We start from the raw sequence: 17442 nt of genomic DNA on the forward strand, positions 1-17442 counted from the left end.
CCGGTTCAGATGCTCCTCAGAGCGCTCTCGAGGATCTCGGCGCCTTCCTCGGCCTCCGCGACGGTGAGGGACAGGGGCGGGGCGACGCGCAGCGAAGTGGTGTTGTGACCACCGCCCCTGCCGATGAGGAGGCCGCCCTCGCGGGCCGCCTCCAGCACGGCCGACGCGGCGGCCGGGTCGGCCTCGTCCGTGCCGGGCCTGGTGATCTCGATGCCCAGCATCAGGCCCCGGCCGCGCACCTCCCGTACGTGCGGTGCCTGCGCCGCGACGGCCCGCAGCCGCTCGACGAGCAGTCCGCCGACACGCCGGGCGTTGCCCTGGAGGTCGTGTTCCAGCAGGTAGTTGAGGTTGGCGAGGCCGGCCGCCATGGTGATCTGGGTGCCCCCGAAGGTCGAGATGCTGTTGGCGTCCAGGCAGTTCATGATCTCGGCGCGGGCGACGACACCGCCGATGGACATGCCGTTGCCGATGCCCTTGGCGAAGGTTATGATGTCCGGCGGACCGGACCGCCCGTGCGCCTGCCAGCCCCAGAAGTGGTCGCCGGTGCGGCCCCAGCCGGTCTGCACCTCGTCGGCGATCCACAGGACGCCGCGCTCGGCGAGCACCTCGCGGAACGCGGCGTACAGCCCGTCAGGACCCGAGGTGAAGCCGCCGACGCCCTGGATGGGCTCGGCGATGAGGGCCGCGGGCGGGCGGGTGTGGCCGAGGACGTCCACCAGGTCGTCGACGCAGGCCGCGATGAAGTCGTCGTCGCTCAGCTGCGCGTACGGCCCACGCGTGCGCACCCCGCCGTGGACGTACAGCGTCTGCAGCGGCGACAGCGAGGTCGGCGACCAGCCGCGGTTGCCGGTGACGCCGACCGCGCTGAAGGAGCGGCCGTGGTAGCTGTTGCGCATCGCGAGAATCGTGTTGCTCTGCCGGTAGGTCGTCGCGAGCAGCAGGGCGGTGTCGTTGGCCTCGGTGCCGGAGGTGGTGAAGAAGACGCGGGCGTCCGGGATGCCGCTCAAGTGGGCGATGCGCTCGGCTAGTTCGACCATGGGCCGGTTGAGGTACAGGGTCGAGGAGTGGATGATCCGCCCGGCCTGCTCGCTCACCGCCTTGGTGACCTCGGGCAGCGCGTGCGCGGTCATCGTCGTCAGGATGCCGCCGAAGAAGTCGAGGTACCGGTTGCCCTCGGAGTCCCACACGTACCGGCCCTCGCCGTGGGTGATCTCCAACGGCTCCTCGTAGTAGAGGGCGAGCCAGTCCGGCATGACGGCACGGTGGCGTCCCAGCAGGTCCTTGGTCACGGCCGCACCAGCCCTTCGTAGGCGTCGGGGCGGCGGTCACGATAGAAGGCCCACTGCTGCCGCACTTCCTCGATGAGGTCGAAGTCGAGGTCCCGGACGACGAGTTCCTCGCCCTTGTCACTGGCGACCTCACCGACGAACCGGCCGCGCGGGTCGACGAAGTACGACGTCCCGTAGAAGTCGTTGTCCCCGTACGGCTCCTGCCCGACGCGGTTGATCGCGGCGACGAAGTACTCGTTGGCGACGGCCGCCGCGGGCTGCTCCAGCTGCCAGAGGTACGCGGACAGACCCCGCGAGGTGGCCGACGGGTTGTACACCAACTGGGCGCCGTTGAGCCCGAGTTGGCGCCAGCCCTCGGGGAAGTGGCGGTCGTAGCAGATGTAGACGCCGACCTTGCCGACGGCGGTGTCGAAGACGGGCCAGCCGATGTTGCCCGGCTTGAAGTAGTACTTCTCCCAGAAGCCCTTCACCTGCGGGATGTGGTGCTTGCGGTACTTGCCGAGGAAGGTGCCGTCGGCGTCGATCACGGCCGCGGTGTTGTAGTAGAACCCGGACTGCTCGACCTCGAAGACGGGCACGACGACCACCATGCCCGTCTCGCGGGCGAGCTCCTGCATACGGCGCACGGTCGGCCCGTCGGGTACCGGCTCGGCCCAGCGGTAGTGCTCCGGTTCCTGGACCTGACAGAAGTAGGGAGCGTTGAAGACTTCCTGAAACCCGATGATCTTGGCGCCCTGCCGGGCCGCCTCGCGGGCGTGCTCCTCGTGTTTCGCCACCATGGACTCGGTGTCGCCGGTCCAGGTCGCCTGGACCAGAGCGGCACGTACGACGTTGGCCATGAGCTGCTCCTTCGACGGGACCTCAGAGCCTCTACGCCCGTAGAGGTGGCCGTAGTGGCTTGAAAGTAAGCCCCGGGAACAGCCTTGCCAAGACCATCGTCGTTAACCCGCTGAGTCGATCACGTTTCACACTCCAGTGGGGGACGGATGGGGCCGGTGGGGCGGGTGGGCGGCGCGGGCTGCGGGTGGGTGTCAGGCCGTGAAGCCGGCCACCCGCAGGGCATGCACAAGATCCCAGTGACGCTCGTCCGACACACCCCGGGCGGCCTCCAGCAGCAGCGGTACGAGCGTCCTCGGGTCGGGCGCTGCGCTGCGGGCGGCCTCCTCCGGGGTGCGGACGCGGACGCACGCGTCGAGCAGCGCGCGGACCTCACGGTGCCGCCCCTCGCCGACCAGCCCCACCACGGCCTGCCCGATCTCGTGCGCGGGCCGCGCCACGCCCTGCCGCAGGATCTGCTCCCCGTCGTCGGCACGCCCCGCCCCGGTCAGCGCGTCGGCCGCGGCCACGAGCCGCTCGGCGGGCAGCGAGGCGGCCTCCCAGAGCAGGCTCGCCCAGTCGGCGCCGAGTCCGGCGCGCTGCATCTCGGCGGCGAGCAGGGGGAAGCGTACGGCGGGCCAGTACGCGGCCTCCACGAGCAGCACATGCGCCTCACCGGTGCGCCCCTCGCCACGCAGCCGCACCAGGGTCTCCACGGTCCCGACGACCTCCCGCCGGCCCGCCGGGTCCATCGGCTCGGCCTGCGGCTGCGGCGACGTGTGCACGGCTCTCTCGGCGGCGGCCCCGGTGAACCGGGCCCCGCGTGGACTGCGGCCGGTGGTGGCGGGCTGCGCGGGAAGGGTGGGTTCGGCGGCCGGCGGTACGACGAGGGGGGTCGCCTCCTCCTCGACCATCCCGGCGAAGCGGGCGCTGCCTCGACGGCGCTTGCGTTGTTTGGGGGTGGGGGCGGGGCCGGGGGCGGTGAAGGGGGCCTGGGCGTGGTCTTCGGGCGTCGCGTCGGCGGAGTGCCGCACTTCCGGCCAGTCGGACGCCGCGGTGGCGCCGAAGGGGGCGGTTCGGAGCGTGGGATGCGCGGCGGGGCGGTCCGTATCGGCGCCCGCGCCCGGCGTGTCCGGCCAGTCGGACGGCCCGGCGATGCCTCCCGGCGCATAAGGGTCCGCGGGCCGCCCCTGGACGGAGCCGTGGCCTTCCACCGGCCCGGCACCGGAGCGCCGCCGCGCTGCGCGCCACTCGGCTGCTTCGGCGGCCGAGGTGGCGGCTCGGCGCCCCTCGTGCCGGTCCGCGGCCGTCCCGGCAGGGGCCGCCCCCCGCCCTTCGGACCGGCCGGGAGCCTGGGCCGCCGACCGCGCGTCGCGCTGATGCGGCACACCCGGGAATCCGCCACCGGAAGAGCCGGTCCCGCTCGATTGCCTACGGCCCGCCCCGGACGCGACGTCCTCGGACCCGAGGTCCCCGAACCCGTCGTCCCGCAACCTCCCGCCCTCGACCCCGGCGTCGACGCGGAACACGGACCCCTCCCCCACCCGGTCCCGCCGTATCGCCTGACCCCGTTCGCTCGCCGCACGGCGGTCCAGGTCGGCCATCCGGGCGCGCAGTTCGGCGCACCGGGCGGTGGCGCGTTCGTGGTCGTCGCGGGCCCAGGCGAGGTCGAGACGGATGGTGTCGGCCTCCTCCTGGCTGGTGGCGGCGGCGAGCGATCGGCCCAGTTCCGCCTGCCGTTCGGCGGCGTACCGCTGCTCTCGGAGCATGACGTCGAGCCGGTCGCCGAGGGCGTCGCGGCCGCCGGGCCGGGAGTCGTACGCGGCGAGGGCGGCGGCGTGCAGGGCGCGGGCGCGTTCCGTCTCGGGGCCGGCGCCGCCGGGACCGTACTGGCCGGCGAGATCGTGCAGGAGTGACTCCACCACGTCCCAGGGCGGCACTTCCCGTCCGTCGAGGCAGGCCCGCATGCCCTCGGGGTCGCGCTGCCAGAACACCCCGCACCAGCCGCCGCCCTGATCCAGGCGCGCCAGAAGGCCGTCCAGGTAGTTCACGAACTCCCGAACCCGGGCCGGGAGTTGATCCACTGACATCGCCCAACTCCCGCCAGACCGGAGTACTCCGGTCCGTTAGGCAACACCAGCCATGTTACGAACGCGCTACGGGAAGTTTTCCGAATGGACGCGGAGTACGCCGCACCTGCCGGAACGTGACGTGCGTGTCCGTCAGGCGGCGACCTCCACAACCGGTGTGCAGCGCCCGGCGAGTTCGTCCATCGACAGGCCGAGGGCGTGCGCCAGTGCGGCCACCGTGAAGAAGGCGGGGGTCGGCGCCCGGCCGGTCTCGATCTTCCGCAGCGTCTCGGCCGAGATACCGGCACTCGCCGCGACCTCGACCATGCTGCGGCCGCCGCGTGCCTCGCGGAGCAGCCGGCCGAGCCGCTCGCCGCGTTCACGCTCTTCGGGGGTGAGAGGGGTGCGCACCATGGCGCCCATTCTAATACCGCACCCACCCGACCGACCCCTATTCAAATACCGGTATAGTAATTGGCATGGTGGAACTGAAGACGGACACGTCGATCGATGAGATGTATGCGGCCGGGCAGGTCGTCGGCCAGGCCCTCACGGCCGTACACAAGGCGGCCGACGTGGGGGTTTCCCTGCTGGAGCTGGACGAGGTGGCGCGTGAGGTGCTGCGCGCGGCGGGCGCGACCTCCCCCTTCCTCGGCTACCGGCCCTCCTTCGCCCCCGTTCCCTTCCCCGCCGTCATCTGCGCCTCGGTGAACGACGCGATCGTGCACGGCATCCCGACCGGTTACCGCCTGCGCGACGGCGACCTCGTCTCCATCGACTGCGGCGCCGAACTGGGCGGCTGGGCGGGCGACTCGGCGATCAGCTTCACGGTCGGCAGGGCGCGACCCGCCGACGTACGGCTGGTCGAGACGGCGGAACGGGCGCTGGCGGCCGGCATCGAGGCGGCCGTGGTCGGCAATCGCCTCGGCGACATCGCGCACGCGATCGGCTCGGTCTGCCGGGCCGCCGGGTACGGCATCCCGGACGGTTTCGGAGGGCACGGTATCGGCCGCAAGATGCACGAGGATCCGTCGGTGCCGAACGAGGGCCGTCCGGGCCGGGGCATGCCGCTGCGGCACGGCCTGGTCCTCGCCATCGAGCCGATGCTCATCGCGAGCGGCGAGGACGGCTACCACGCCGCCCCGGACGGCTGGACCCTGCGCACGAACGACGGCTCCCGCGCGGCGCACGTGGAGCACACGGTGGCGATCACTGGCGCGGGACCGCGCATTCTCACCAGCCGGGAAGCCCTCTGAGAACACCGCCCGCCGCGCCCTGCGCCCGCCGAGCGTGATGCGTACCGACGGCCGAACAGTGCGCCCCGGCGGCTCCCCTCCCCGGCTTTCGCGCACGGCACGCGCGACCACGGAGAGGCGCGACCTGGAAACGTTTCTTCGCGCATGCGCACGGCAAATCTCGACGGGCACGATGCCTCATGCCAGGCACATGTGCGCCGACACCAGACCAGAGTCATCCGCCTTTTCATACCGTCACACTTTCGTGCCACCTCTTGCCCCACCCTCACGTTCCGCAGCTAGCTGTGTGCTGCGCCCGTTCCCCATCCGGGGAGTGGGCCAACACCCGCAGTGAGGAGTGGTCATGAAGAAGGCATACGAAGCACCGACGCTCGTCCGGCTCGGCACGTTCCGCAAGGAGACGGGGCTCCTGGGACGCTCCGGCAACGACCGGCTGATCCTGAGCAAGAACTGACGGGCGACGGCGCTGACCCGACGTCATGACTGAACTGCACGAAAGTGCGGGGACGGGCCCCGGCGACGCGGACTTCGCGGTCTTCACCGACCGTGCGGACGCGGCCGCCGTGGCCCGCTCCTTCACCCGGCCCGGTCTCCGCACCCTCACCCACGCGTCGGGCCGGCCCTGGCTGGTCGGCCGCTGGCACGACGGGGACCTCGTCACGGCGAGCGCCGGAGCCACGGCCCTCGCCGTCGTCGGCTGCTGTCCGGTCGACGCGGACGAACTGCGGCGCAGGGCCGCACGGCTGAGGGACTTCGCGGAGCTCGACGCGCTGGCCCGCTCCCTGCCCGGCAGCTTCCACCTCGTCGCCGCCCTCGACGGACAGGTCCGGGTGCAGGGCACCGCCTCGGGTCTGCGGCTGGTCTTCCACGCGGAGATCGACGGCGTACGGGTGGCCGCCACCCGCGCCGACACGCTGGCCGCCGCCCTCGACCTCGAACCCGACCCGCGGGAGCTGGCCGTCCGGCTGCTGTGGCCGGCCCCCCACCCCCTGTACGAGACCTCCCTGTGGCGCGCGGTCACCGCCGTGCCCCCGCAGGACGCCGTGATCGTCGCCGCGGACGGGCGCTCCGTACGGCACACCCGCTGGTGGACACCGCCGGAGCCGGTCCGGCCCCTCGCCGAGGCGGCGCCGGTGATCCGGGCGGCTCTGGAGGAGGCCGTTCAGGCGCGGACCCGGCAGGGCGGCGTGGTGAGCTGCGACCTGTCCGGCGGGCTGGACTCCACCTCCGTCTGCTTCCTCGCCGACCGCTCCCCCGCCCGCGTGGTGGCCAGTACCTGGCCGGGCCGCGATCCGGCCGACACGGACCTGCAGTGGGCGGAGCGGGCCGCGGAGCACCTCCCGGACGTCGAGCACGTCATCTGGGACGCGGACGCCTCACCGCTGGTCTACGACGACCTGCTCGGCATCGACGACCTCCTCGACGAGCCCACCATCGGCGTCATGGACCGCTCCCGGGTCCTGCACCACCTGCCCGCCCTCGCCGCACGCGGCAGCCGGGTGCACCTGACCGGCATCGGCGGCGACCACGTGGCCTGGTGCTCCGAGGCCTACTACCACCGGCTGCTGCGCACCCGTCCGCTGTTCGCCGTGCGGCAGTTGCGCGGGTTCCGGGCCCTGTGGCAGTGGCCGCTCGGCGGCACGGTCCGCGCCCTCGCGGACTCGCGGCCGTACGGCAGGTGGCTCGCCGACGCCGCGGGCACGCTGCGCGATCCGTCGCCCTCCTCCGTGGCCACCGGGCTCGGCTGGGGCATGGCACCGCGGCTGTTCGGCTGGGTGACCGCGGACGCCGAGCGGCTGGCGCGCCGGGCGCTGCTCGACGCCGCGGCGACGGCGGCACCGCTGCATCCGGACCGGGGGATGCACGCGGACCTGGAGCAGATCCGCTCGACCACGCGCGTCATCCGCCAGTGGGACCGGATGGCGGCCCGCGCCGGTCTGCCGATGGCCTCCCCCTTCCTCGACGACCGCGTCATCGAGGCATGTCTGGCCGTACGCCCCGGCGAGCGCGTCACCCCGTGGGCGTACAAGCCGGTGCTGACCGCCGCGATGAGCGGCCTGGTTCCCGAGGAGTGCCTGCGCCGCGCCACCAAGGCCACGGCCTCCATGGACGCCTCCGACGGGCTGCGCGCCCACCGCGCCGACCTGCTGGCGCTGTGGGAGGACTCCCGGCTGGCGCGACTCGGCCTGGTGGACGGCGCCGAGCTGCGCCGCCTCGCCCTACGGCCCGCCTCCCCCGGCCTGTCCGACGCCATCCTCTACTCCACGATCGCCGCCGAGGTGTGGCTGCGGGGGCTGTCCCGCAGCCGTGCCCGTACCCCCTGAGAAGCCCCACCGCGTCAGAAAGGCGAGCGCATGCCCTTGCGGTTCGACGCACATGTGTCCACGGCCGAGACCGACTACGGCACCGTCCTGCTGGACGAACGGGCCGGTACCTACTGGGAGTTGAACCCGACCGCCACCCTGGTGGTCCGTACGCTGCTGGAGGGCGGCGAGGAGGCGGACGCGGCCGCCGCCCTGGTCCGCGAGTTCGACATCGACCGGGCGCAGGCCCAGCGGGACGTCGAGGCGCTCGTCGGCCACCTGCGCGAGGCGGGGCTGGCCTCATGACGACGCCCAGCGCGCTTCGACGCCCCACCGGCGTGCCCCTCGGCCGCCGCCTGGCCGCACGCCTCGTGCTGCTTCCCGCCGTCGCGCTCGCCCTGCTGCCGCCCCGCCGCATCCGCGCCGTCCTCGGCGTCCTGCGCCTCAGGGCCGCGCCCGCCACCACGGCGCAGGCCCAGGCCGCGCGGGACGCCATGTGCGCCGTCAGCCTGCGCTGCACCGGGCCGAAAGGGTGCCTGCCGCGCTCCCTGGGGGCCGCGTTGCTGTGCCGGCTCCAGGGGGCGTGGCCGACGTGGTGCGCCGGGGCCCGGGTCGTCCCGCCGTTCACCGCGCACGCCTGGATCGAGGCGGAGGGCCGCCCCGTCGGCGAGGGCGTACCGGACGGCTACTTCGCGCGGCTGGTGGCCGTCGAGCCGACCGAGCGATGAGCGGCGGTGCGGCTGCGGGCGGCACCACGGTCGCGCAGGACAGGCCGCTGGAGCCCGCCCGCGAGGACAGGTCGACCCGCGCGGCGGTGGTCACGTTGTTCCGGCTCACCGCCGGGCACCGGGCCGCCGTCACCATGGCCGGCCTGCTGACGCTGGCCGGCTCCGCCCTGGGGCTGGCCCAGCCGCTGGTGGCCCGGCACGCGGTGGACGCGAGCGGGCGCGGACAGGTCGCCTGGCCGCTGCTGGCGCTCCTCGGCGCGCTGTTCCTCGTCGAAGCGGCGATCGGCTCGGCGGGACGCTACCTGCTGGAGCGGATGGGCGAGGGCGTCGTACGCCAACTCCGGACGGACCTGGTGGGGCGTCTGCTCCGGCTGGAGATGCGGGAGTACGAGCGGCACCGGGGCGGCGACCTCATCTCCCGGGTCACCACCGACACCACCCTGCTGCGCGAGGTCGTCTCGCAGGCCCTCGTCGACCTGGTGACCGGAAGCCTCGTCGCCGCCGGGGCGCTGGTCCTGATGCTGTGGCTCGACCCGCTGCTGCTGCTTCTGGTGGCGCTCACCGTGGCCGTCGCGGCCGCCGTGGTCTCCTCGCTGCTCCAGGGCATCCGGCGCGCCTCCGAGCGCATGCAGGACTCCGTCGGTGCCGTCGCCGCGGATCTGGAACGGGCCCTGGGCGCCCTGCCCATGGTCCGGGTGCACCGCGCCGAGGACCGCGAGGCGGCACGCATCGGGGCACGGGTCGAGGAGGCCTACGACGCGGGAGTACGCACCGCGAAGCTCGCCTCCGTCATGAGCCCCGCCGTCGAACTCGCCGTCCAGGGCTCCTTCCTCGTCGTCCTGGTCGTCGGGGGCCTGCGCGTCGGCGGACACGCCGGCTCCCTCGGAGACCTCGTCGCGTTCCTGCTGTACGCCTCCTACCTGGTCCTGCCGCTGTCCTCCGTGTTCCACGCGGTGGGCCTCATCCAGCGCGGCATGGGCGCCTACCGGCGCGTCGACCAGGCGCTGCGCCTTCCCGTGGAACGCACGGGGCCGTCGGTCGCGCGGGCCCGGCCCCGGCCCGTACCGTCCGTCCCCGCCGACCGGGCGGCGCTCGCGCTGCACGACGTACGGTTCGGCTACGACCCCGCCCGGCCGGTGCTGTCCGGCGTGTCCTTCACCGTCCCCCACCGCCGGCACGTGGCCCTGGTGGGCCCCTCGGGAGCCGGCAAGAGCACCGTCTTCGCACTGGTGGCGGGGTTCTACGAGCCGGACGCGGGAGCCGTCCTGTTCGACGGCCGGCCCGCCGCGGAACTCGGCCGTGACGCCTGCCGCCGGCGCATCGCCGTGGTGGACCAGAACACCCACGTCGTCCACGGCACCCTCCGGGAGAACATCACCTACGCCGTGCCCGACGCCCCGGAGGCGGAGGTCCGGCGGGTCCTCGCGCTGGCCCGGCTCGAGGAGCTGGTCGACCGGCTGCCCGGCGGTCTGGACACCGTCATCGGTGAACGCGGCGGCACCCTCTCGGGCGGCGAACGCCAACGCGTCGCCCTGGCCCGGGCCCTGCTCGCCCGCCCCGCGCTGCTCCTGCTGGACGAGCCCACCTCCCACCTCGACGCGATCAACGAAGCGGCACTGACGACGGCGATGAAGGACGTCGCCCAGGAATGCGCCCTGCTGGTCATCGCCCACCGCCTGTCCACCGTGCGGCACGCCGACCACATCGTCGTGCTCCACCAGGGCCGTACCGCCGCCTGCGGACGCCACGAGGACCTGCTGACCGGCAGCCCCCTCTACCGCGATCTGGCCACGAGCCAGATGCTGCGCCCCGGAGGGCCGCGAGCGATGGGAAGCGGCTGAAGCCCGGGTGTTCCTGCACATGCCCCCTGAGCCAGAACGTGCCATCGTGGCATGAGCGTGCCCGACTCGGGTTACCCGGCCCCGGCACGTCGATCAGCGAGGGCGACCCTGCCCGCGCAGGGACGCCGGATGGGAACGCCATGACCAGCGGCTTCAATGGTGGTCCGGAAGACTACGACCCCTTCGGGGAATTCCTCGCCCGCTTCTTCGGCGGACCGCGCCCCGGCCCCCGGCAGATCGACATCGGCCGCCTGCTCAGTCAGCCGGCCCGGGAGCTGGTGCGGGGCGCCGCCCAGTACGCCGCCGAGCACGGCAGCCGCGACCTGGACACCCAGCACCTGCTGCGCGCCGCGCTGTCCGCCGAGCCGACCCGGAGTCTGCTCAGCCGGGCCGGCGCGGACCCGGACTCGCTGGCGACGGAGATCGACGAGCGGTCGGGCCCGGCCCAGCACCCGCCGGGCGAGGCCCCGCCGCCGACGTCGCTCTCCCTCACGCCGGCCGCCAAACGCGCCCTGCTGGACGCGCACGACCTGGCCCGGGCGCGCGGCGCCGGTTACATCGGCCCGGAGCACGTGCTCAGCGCCCTCGCCGCGAACCCCGACTCCGCGGCGGGGCACATACTCAACGCGGCCCGGTTCGCCCCCTCCGCCGGACCGTCCGAATCCTCCGACGCCTCCGATTCCCGGCCCCGCATCGATCAGCGGCCACGCGTCGACACCGGCACGCCCACGCTCGACAAGTACGGCCGCGACCTCACCGACCTCGCCCGCCGGGGCCGTATCGACCCGGTGATCGGCCGGGACGAGGAGATCGAGCAGACCATCGAGGTGCTCTCCCGGCGCGGCAAGAACAACCCGGTGCTGATCGGCGACGCGGGCGTCGGCAAGACCGCGATCGTGGAGGGCCTGGCCCAGCGGATCGCGGACGGCGACGTGCCCGACGTGCTCGGCGGCCGCCGGGTGATCGCGCTGGATCTGACGGGCGTGGTCGCGGGCACCCGCTACCGGGGCGACTTCGAGGAGCGGCTCAACAACATCGTGGGCGAGATCCGTTCGCACTCCGACCAACTGATCGTCTTCATCGACGAGTTGCACACGGTCGTGGGCGCCGGAGGCGGCGGCGAGGGCGGGTCCATGGACGCCGGGAACATCCTCAAGCCCGCCCTGGCCCGCGGCGAGCTGCACGTCGTCGGCGCGACCACCCTGGAGGAGTACCGCAGGATCGAGAAGGACGCGGCGCTCTCCCGCCGCTTCCAGCCGATCCTCGTCCCCGAGCCGACCACCGCCGACGCGATCGAGATCCTGCGCGGCCTGCGCGACCGCTACGAGGCCCACCACCAGGTCCGCTACACCGACGAGGCGCTCGTCGCCGCCGTCGAACTGTCGGACCGCTATCTCACCGACCGCCGCCTGCCGGACAAGGCGATCGACCTGATCGACCAGGCCGGCGCCCGGGTACGGCTGCGCGCGCGGACGAAGGGCACGGATGTACGGGCCATGGAGCGCGAGGTCGAGCAGCTGTACCGGGACAAGGACCAGGCGGTCGCCGACGAGCAGTACGAACAGGCGACCCAACTGCGCGACCGTATCGTCGAGTTGAAGCAGCGCATGGCGGACGCGTCCGTCGACGAGGAGGTCGACGAGGGCCAGCACCTGGAGGTCACCACCGAGGCGATCGCGGAGGTCGTGTCGCGGCAGACCGGCATCCCGGTGAGCAGCCTCACCGAGGAGGAGAAGGACCGGCTGCTCGGCCTGGAGGAGCACCTGCACGAGCGGGTGATCGGCCAGGACGAGGCGGTGCGCGTCGTCTCCGACGCGGTGCTGCGCTCGCGGGCCGGACTCGCCAGCCCCGACCGGCCGATCGGCAGCTTCCTCTTCCTCGGCCCGACCGGTGTCGGCAAGACCGAACTGGCCCGGGCGCTCGCCGAGGCGCTGTTCGGCAGCGAGGAGCGCATGGTCCGCCTGGACATGAGCGAGTACCAGGAACGGCACACCGTCAGCCGTCTGATCGGCGCCCCGCCCGGCTATGTGGGCCACGAGGAGGCCGGCCAGCTCACCGAGGTGGTGCGCCGGCATCCGTACTCGCTGCTCCTGCTCGACGAGGTCGAGAAGGCCCACCCGGACGTCTTCAACATCCTGCTCCAGGTCCTGGACGACGGCCGGCTGACCGACTCCCAGGGCCGGACTGTCGACTTCACCAACACGGTCATCGTGATGACCAGCAACCTCGGCTCCGAGGCGATCAGCCGGGGCGGCACCGGGATCGGGTTCGGCGCGGGTGACGAGGAGGCCGACGAGGAGGCGCGGCGCGAGCGGATCCTGCGGCCGTTGCGCGAGCACTTCCGGCCCGAGTTCCTCAACCGCATCGACGAGATCGTCGTCTTCCGCCGGCTGACCCACGACCAGTTGGAGCGGATCACCAACCTGCTGCTGGACCAGACCCGTCGGCTGCTCCGGGCGCAGGGCGTCTCGGTCGAGTTCACCGGCACGGCCGTCGACTGGCTCTCCGAGCGCGGCTACCAGCCCGAGTACGGTGCCCGTCCGCTGCGTCGCACCATCCAGAAGGAGGTCGACAACCAGCTCTCCCGGCTGCTCCTGGACGGCCGGATCGGCGAGGGCGGCCGGGTGACGGTGGACGTGCAGGACGGGCGGCTCGCCTTCCGTACGGAAGAGCTGCCGCCCGCCCCCGAGTTGTGACGCGCCATATGGGGTGACGCCCTATGTGGCGAGGCCCCACGTGATGAGGCGCTACGACGCGGGCCACACCACCATCGCCGAGCCGCCGCCCCGCCGCACCTTCTCGGCGGCGGCCAGCCACTGCCCGTTCGGCAACCGCTGTACACCGGTCGCCGCGCCGATCTCGGCGTTCTGCCGGAAGCCGTGCCCGATCGCTTCCAGCTGGGCCTTCAACGGGCTGTTCCACAGGCCCGGTTCGAGCTCGGTGGTGGTCTGGTTGCGCTGGCTGGCGCGCGGCGCGGCGATCGCGTCGACGAGCGGCAGCCCGCGGTCGAGGAACCCGGTCAGCGTCTGCAGCACGGTCGTGATGATGGTCGCGCCACCGGGCGAACCGAGCGCCACGACCGGCTTGTTGTGCTGGTCGAGGACGATCGTCGGGGACATCGAGGAGCGCGGTCGCTTGCCCGGGCCCGGCAGGTTCGGGTCATGGACGTCGGGACTGGCCGGGGTGAAGGAGAAGTCCGTCAGCTCGTTGTTGAGGAGGAAGCCCCGGCCCGGCACCGTGATGCCGCTGCCGCCGGTCTGCTCGATGGTCAGCGTGTACGAGACGACGTTGCCCCACTTGTCGGCCACCGTGAGGTGGGTGGTGCTGTCGCCCTCGTACGTGGTCGGCGCCGCCGTGCCACTCGCGTCGCAGGACGCCGGGTCGCGCGGGTCGCCCGGCGCGACCGGGCTGGTCAGCACCGCGTCGTCCTTGATCAGGCACGCCCGCGAGTCGGCGTACCGCTGCGACAGCAGTTCCTTCGTCGGTACGTCCTCGAAGGCCGGGTCGCCGACCCAGCGCCCGCGGTCGGCGAAGGCGATGCGGCTGGCCTCGATGTAGCGGTGCAGGTACTGGACCTCGCTCGCCTTGGACAGGTCCGTGTTCTCCAGGATGTTGAGGGCCTCGCCGACCGTGGTGCCGCCGGAGGAGGAGGGCGCCATGGAGTAGACGCCGAGACCGCGGTACGAAGTCTTCGTGGGCGCCTGGGACTTGACGCGGTAGGCGGCCAGGTCCTTGGCGGACAGGTCGCCGGGGCGGGCCTTCCAGCCGGAACCCGGGTCCACGGGCGGGTGGTTGACCGTGTCGACGATGTCCTCGGCGAGGTCGCCCCGGTAGAGCGCGCCGGCGCCGTTCCTCGCCAACTCCGCGTAGGTGCGGGCGAGATCGGGGTTCTTGAAGGAGGAGCCGACGACCGGAAGCTCCCCGCCTGGCAGGAACAGCTTCGCCGTGTCCGGGAAGTAGCGGAACCGGGTCTCGTTGGCGGCGGTCTGCGCGCGGAAGGTGTCGTCGACGGTGAAGCCGTCCCGGGCGAGCCGCTCGGCGGGCTTCAGCAGGGTGCCGAGCCCCCTGCTCCCCCACTTGTCCAGCGCCTTCTGCCAGGTGGCGGGCGTGCCCGGAGTGCCGACGCTCAGTCCGCTGCTGACGACCTCGGCGAACGGGATCGCCGCGCCGTTCTCCACGAACAGGTCGGAGTCGGCGGACAGCGGCGCGGTCTCGCGGCCGTCGATGGTCTGCACCGTACGGGACTTGGCGTCGTAGTAGACGAAGTAGCCGCCTCCGCCGATGCCGGCGGAGTAGGGCTCGGTCACGCCGAGCGCGGCGGCCGTGGCCACGGCCGCGTCGACGGCGTTGCCGCCCTTCCTCAGGACCTCGATGCCGGCCGCGGAGGCGTCCGCGTCGACGCTCGACACCGCGCCGCCGTAGCCGACGGCGACCGGAACCTTCTGGACTGCCGTGCTCTGGGCGGCGGGTGGCGCTGCGGCCCCGACCGACACCACGGCGGCCGAGACCGCCAGGACCGACAGTTTCCGCGCGACAGGGCGACGCATCCGCACCTCCAGTGAGGGATCGTTCGCGCAGCCTATTCGATCGCCCATGCCCTCGTCAGCCTGGCCTCGCGGGCTTTGCTCGAACACGGGTTTGCGTTCGCCCGCTACCATGCGCGCCCATGAATGACGACGTGCGCAACATCGTGCTGGGCGTGGTCGCGGCGGGCATCAGTGCCGCGCTGGGCTGGCTCGCCCGTACCTACCTGTGGAGGCGGAAGCTCCGCCGCAAGCAGGCCTTCTTCGGGCTGCCCGACAACGCCGAGTCCTTGCTGGTGGTCAACCGCGGCGCCGGCGGGCCCGAGCTGACGGTGATGCGCTACGACGTGTTCGCGCTCCTCGAACTCGCCGCCCTCATCAAGGACTGCAACGCCCACGCCCAGATCGTCCCGCACGACGCGGCACGCCAGGGCTTCGGCGAGCGCACCGAGTTCTGCGTCGGCGGCCCGGCGTCGAACCGCCGCATGACGGCGCACCTGGCCTCGCTGCTGCCCGGGGTGCGGGTGAACGTCGACGCCGAACCCGGCCCGGAGCGGGGCGCCCTGCAGGTCGGCTCCGAGCGCTACCGGGTGGAGGTCGGCAAGGAGGAGTACGCGCTGCTCGCCCGGCTCACCGTCGACCAGAGCCACGGCACCCGCCCCGTCTTCCTCTTCTGCGGCCAGACCGCGATCACCAACCAGGCCGCCACCCGCTACCTCGCCCGCAACCACGAGCGGCTCACCCGCAAGCACGGGACCGGGTCCTTCGTCCTGTTGCTGAAGGTGGTCAACTCGCAGGCGTACGGCCCGGATGTCGTGGAGCTGGTCGCGGACGTCACGCGGGCGGCACAGGCACCACTGCCGACACCGGCGGCTCCTCGTAATAACCACCGGGCCTCCTGAAGTTCATCACATTCCAGTAATCGTTACTGCCACGTAACTTACCGACGGGTTACTTGCGGTAAGGGGCCACGGTTACCGTTCGGTCACTTTGCACTGACACGAGTGAGGAGTGACCCGTGGGACACCATCGCAAGGCCCTGCGTACGACCGCCGTAGGTGCCGTCTCCGCGACCCTGATCGCCGGTAGCGCCCTCGGGCTCGCCCCGGCCGCACAGGCGGCCCCGAACAGCGTCCGCTTCGTCGACATCACCGGCGACGGCGGCACCACCCTCAAGGCGAACGTCATCACGCCCGCCGGCGCCGACGGCAGCCGCCGCTACCCGCTGCTCGTGCTGCCCACGAGCTGGGGCCTGCCCCAGGTCGAGTACTTCGCGCAGGCACAGAAGCTCGCGGACTCGGGCTATGTCGTGGTCAGTTACAACGTGCGCGGCTTCTGGCAGTCGGGCGGCGAGATAGAAGTGGCGGGCCCGCCCGACATAGCCGACGCGTCCAGGGTGATCGACTGGGCGCTCGCCAACACGCCGGCCGACGCGGGGCACATCGGCATGGCGGGCGTCTCGTACGGCGCCGGCATCAGCCTGCTGACCGCCGCGCACGACAAACGGGTCAGGGCGGTCGCCGCCCTCAGCGGCTGGGCCGACCTCATCGGCTCGATCTACTCCGGCCGCACCCAACACGTCCAGGCCGGCGCGCTCCTGGACGGCGCGAGCCTGGTCACCGGCCGCCAGAGCGCCGAACTCCGGCAGATCTTCAACGACTTCTACGCCTCCAACCTGTCCAAGGAACAGGACATGATCAATTGGGGGAAGAAACGTTCGGCCGCTACCTATGTGGACCAACTGAACAGCAACGGCGCCGCGGTCATGATGGCCAACGCCTGGGGCGACACGGTCTTCCCGCCCAACCAGTACGCGGACTTCTACGAGAAGCTGACCGGCCCGAAGCGGCTGGAGTTCCGTCCCGGCGACCACGCCACCCCCGAGATCACCGGCCTGTTCGGCCTGCCCAACGACGTGTGGACGGACACCGAGCGCTGGTTCGACCACTACCTCAAGGGCGAGGACAACGGCATCGACCGCGAGCTGCCGGTCCAGCTCAAGTCCCGCTCCACGGGCGGCTACGAGGGCTATCCGGACTGGAAGTCGGTCGGCGCGACGAACAAGAAGATCGCCCTCGCCGGCACGACCACCATCCACACGAACGTCAACTCGGGCGCGGACGGCGGAGTCGTCTTCCTGTCCAGCATCCTCGACCAGGTGGCCCAACTGCCCCCGATGGCCTCGATCCCGCTGATCCCCCGGCTCTGGGCGGGCGTCTGGCAGTCCGAGAAGTACGCCACGGCCCAACGCGTACGCGGCACGGCGAAGGTACACACCACGGTCACCCCGACCAAGGAGAGCGGCACCCTCGTCGCCTACCTCTACGACGTGGGCCCGCTCGGCCTCGGCAAGCTGGTCAGCAACGCGCCGTACACCTTCCACGGGCGTACGCCCGGAAAGCCGTTCACCGTCGACCTGGAGCTGTACTCCACGGCCTACGACGTACCGGCAGGGCACCGACTCGCCCTGGTCGTCGACACGGTCGACCCGCTCTACATCGAGCACAACCCGTCCGGCGCGCGGCTGACCTTCTCCTCACCGGCGAACGACCCGTCGTACGTGTCGATCCCACTGCGCGAGCAGTGATCTCCGGCCGGCGCCGGGCGGGTATGGCTC

At 72.4% G+C, this 17442-nt stretch carries 14 protein-coding genes; 9 read left to right on the forward strand and 5 right to left on the reverse strand.

Annotated elements, in window-relative coordinates:
• Positions 1-5: 5 nt before the first annotated feature.
• The 4 genes from QQM39_RS06225 to QQM39_RS06240 form a co-directional block, all read right to left on the reverse strand.
• Positions 6-1289 carry an aspartate aminotransferase family protein gene (locus QQM39_RS06225; RefSeq protein WP_301995620.1) on the reverse strand — a complete coding sequence of 428 codons (1284 nt, stop codon included), beginning with the start codon at positions 1287-1289 and terminating at the stop codon, positions 6-8.
• A complete protein-coding gene (locus QQM39_RS06230) occupies positions 1286-2128 on the reverse strand; it encodes a nitrilase-related carbon-nitrogen hydrolase (protein WP_301995622.1) in 843 nt (280 codons plus the stop codon). Before QQM39_RS06230 ends, QQM39_RS06225 begins: the two co-directional genes overlap by 4 nt.
• Before the next feature lie 192 nt (positions 2129-2320).
• Entirely contained in the window at positions 2321-4195 is a 1875-nt protein-coding gene (locus QQM39_RS06235; protein ID WP_301995623.1) for a hypothetical protein, read from the reverse strand.
• 132 nt (positions 4196-4327) lie between these two features.
• Complete coding sequence (locus tag QQM39_RS06240) at positions 4328-4588, reverse strand: helix-turn-helix domain-containing protein (protein WP_062700034.1); 261 nt, start codon at positions 4586-4588, stop codon at positions 4328-4330.
• Between the two features lie 65 nt (positions 4589-4653).
• On the opposite strand from QQM39_RS06240, the gene map reads away from it, so the two are divergent.
• The 7 genes from map (at position 4654) to QQM39_RS06275 (ending at position 12998) form a co-directional block, all read left to right on the forward strand.
• Positions 4654-5430, forward strand: coding sequence for a type I methionyl aminopeptidase (gene map, locus QQM39_RS06245; RefSeq protein ID WP_301995624.1), 777 nt, complete (start codon positions 4654-4656; stop codon positions 5428-5430).
• A gap of 343 nt (positions 5431-5773) precedes the next feature.
• Positions 5774-5884, forward strand: a complete 111-nt coding sequence (locus QQM39_RS06250) for a keywimysin-related RiPP (protein WP_107102704.1) — start codon at positions 5774-5776, stop codon at positions 5882-5884.
• Between the two features lie 25 nt (positions 5885-5909).
• Positions 5910-7754, forward strand: coding sequence for a lasso peptide isopeptide bond-forming cyclase (locus QQM39_RS06255; RefSeq protein WP_301995626.1), 1845 nt, complete (start codon positions 5910-5912; stop codon positions 7752-7754).
• Between the two features lie 30 nt (positions 7755-7784).
• Entirely contained in the window at positions 7785-8039 is a 255-nt protein-coding gene (locus QQM39_RS06260; protein ID WP_301995627.1) for a lasso peptide biosynthesis PqqD family chaperone, read from the forward strand.
• A complete protein-coding gene (locus QQM39_RS06265) occupies positions 8036-8461 on the forward strand; it encodes a lasso peptide biosynthesis B2 protein (RefSeq protein WP_301995628.1) in 426 nt (141 codons plus the stop codon). Before QQM39_RS06260 ends, QQM39_RS06265 begins: the two co-directional genes overlap by 4 nt.
• Positions 8458-10302 (forward strand): ABC transporter ATP-binding protein, encoded by a 1845-nt coding sequence (locus tag QQM39_RS06270; protein WP_301995629.1) that lies wholly within the window; start codon positions 8458-8460, stop codon positions 10300-10302. Before QQM39_RS06265 ends, QQM39_RS06270 begins: the two co-directional genes overlap by 4 nt.
• Positions 10303-10442: 140 nt before the next feature.
• Complete coding sequence (locus QQM39_RS06275) at positions 10443-12998, forward strand: ATP-dependent Clp protease ATP-binding subunit (RefSeq protein WP_301995630.1); 2556 nt, start codon at positions 10443-10445, stop codon at positions 12996-12998.
• 51 nt (positions 12999-13049) lie between these two features.
• Here QQM39_RS06275 and ggt read toward each other — a convergent pair whose 3' ends face one another.
• Positions 13050-14849: a gamma-glutamyltransferase gene (gene ggt / locus QQM39_RS06280; RefSeq protein ID WP_301995631.1), complete on the reverse strand. Its 1800-nt coding sequence runs from the start codon at positions 14847-14849 to the stop codon at positions 13050-13052.
• A 119-nt stretch (positions 14850-14968) separates the two neighbouring features.
• On the opposite strand from ggt, the gene QQM39_RS06285 reads away from it, so the two are divergent.
• Both QQM39_RS06285 and QQM39_RS06290 read left to right on the forward strand, forming a co-directional pair.
• A complete protein-coding gene (locus QQM39_RS06285) occupies positions 14969-15727 on the forward strand; it encodes a hypothetical protein (protein WP_301995632.1) in 759 nt (252 codons plus the stop codon).
• A gap of 116 nt (positions 15728-15843) precedes the next feature.
• Positions 15844-17412 (forward strand): alpha/beta fold hydrolase, encoded by a 1569-nt coding sequence (locus tag QQM39_RS06290; protein ID WP_301995633.1) that lies wholly within the window; start codon positions 15844-15846, stop codon positions 17410-17412.
• The last annotated feature ends 30 nt before the right edge of the window (positions 17413-17442 follow it).

Source organism: Streptomyces sp. DT2A-34, assembly GCF_030499515.1.
In the GTDB taxonomy this organism is placed as follows: Bacteria; Actinomycetota; Actinomycetes; order Streptomycetales; family Streptomycetaceae; genus Streptomyces.

Coding starts and splice junctions, on each gene's coding strand:
- QQM39_RS06240 (WP_062700034.1), bottom strand. CDS start 4,588: ATGGTGCGCACCCCTCTCACCCCCGAAGAGCGTGAACGCGGCGAGCGG.
- QQM39_RS06285 (WP_301995632.1), top strand. CDS start 14,969: ATGAATGACGACGTGCGCAACATCGTGCTGGGCGTGGTCGCGGCGGGC.
- QQM39_RS06260 (WP_301995627.1), top strand. CDS start 7,785: ATGCCCTTGCGGTTCGACGCACATGTGTCCACGGCCGAGACCGACTAC.
- QQM39_RS06250 (WP_107102704.1), top strand. CDS start 5,774: ATGAAGAAGGCATACGAAGCACCGACGCTCGTCCGGCTCGGCACGTTC.
- map (WP_301995624.1), top strand. CDS start 4,654: ATGGTGGAACTGAAGACGGACACGTCGATCGATGAGATGTATGCGGCC.
- QQM39_RS06235 (WP_301995623.1), bottom strand. CDS start 4,195: ATGTCAGTGGATCAACTCCCGGCCCGGGTTCGGGAGTTCGTGAACTAC.
- QQM39_RS06275 (WP_301995630.1), top strand. CDS start 10,443: ATGACCAGCGGCTTCAATGGTGGTCCGGAAGACTACGACCCCTTCGGG.
- QQM39_RS06255 (WP_301995626.1), top strand. CDS start 5,910: ATGACTGAACTGCACGAAAGTGCGGGGACGGGCCCCGGCGACGCGGAC.
- ggt (WP_301995631.1), bottom strand. CDS start 14,849: ATGCGTCGCCCTGTCGCGCGGAAACTGTCGGTCCTGGCGGTCTCGGCC.
- QQM39_RS06270 (WP_301995629.1), top strand. CDS start 8,458: ATGAGCGGCGGTGCGGCTGCGGGCGGCACCACGGTCGCGCAGGACAGG.
- QQM39_RS06230 (WP_301995622.1), bottom strand. CDS start 2,128: ATGGCCAACGTCGTACGTGCCGCTCTGGTCCAGGCGACCTGGACCGGC.
- QQM39_RS06265 (WP_301995628.1), top strand. CDS start 8,036: ATGACGACGCCCAGCGCGCTTCGACGCCCCACCGGCGTGCCCCTCGGC.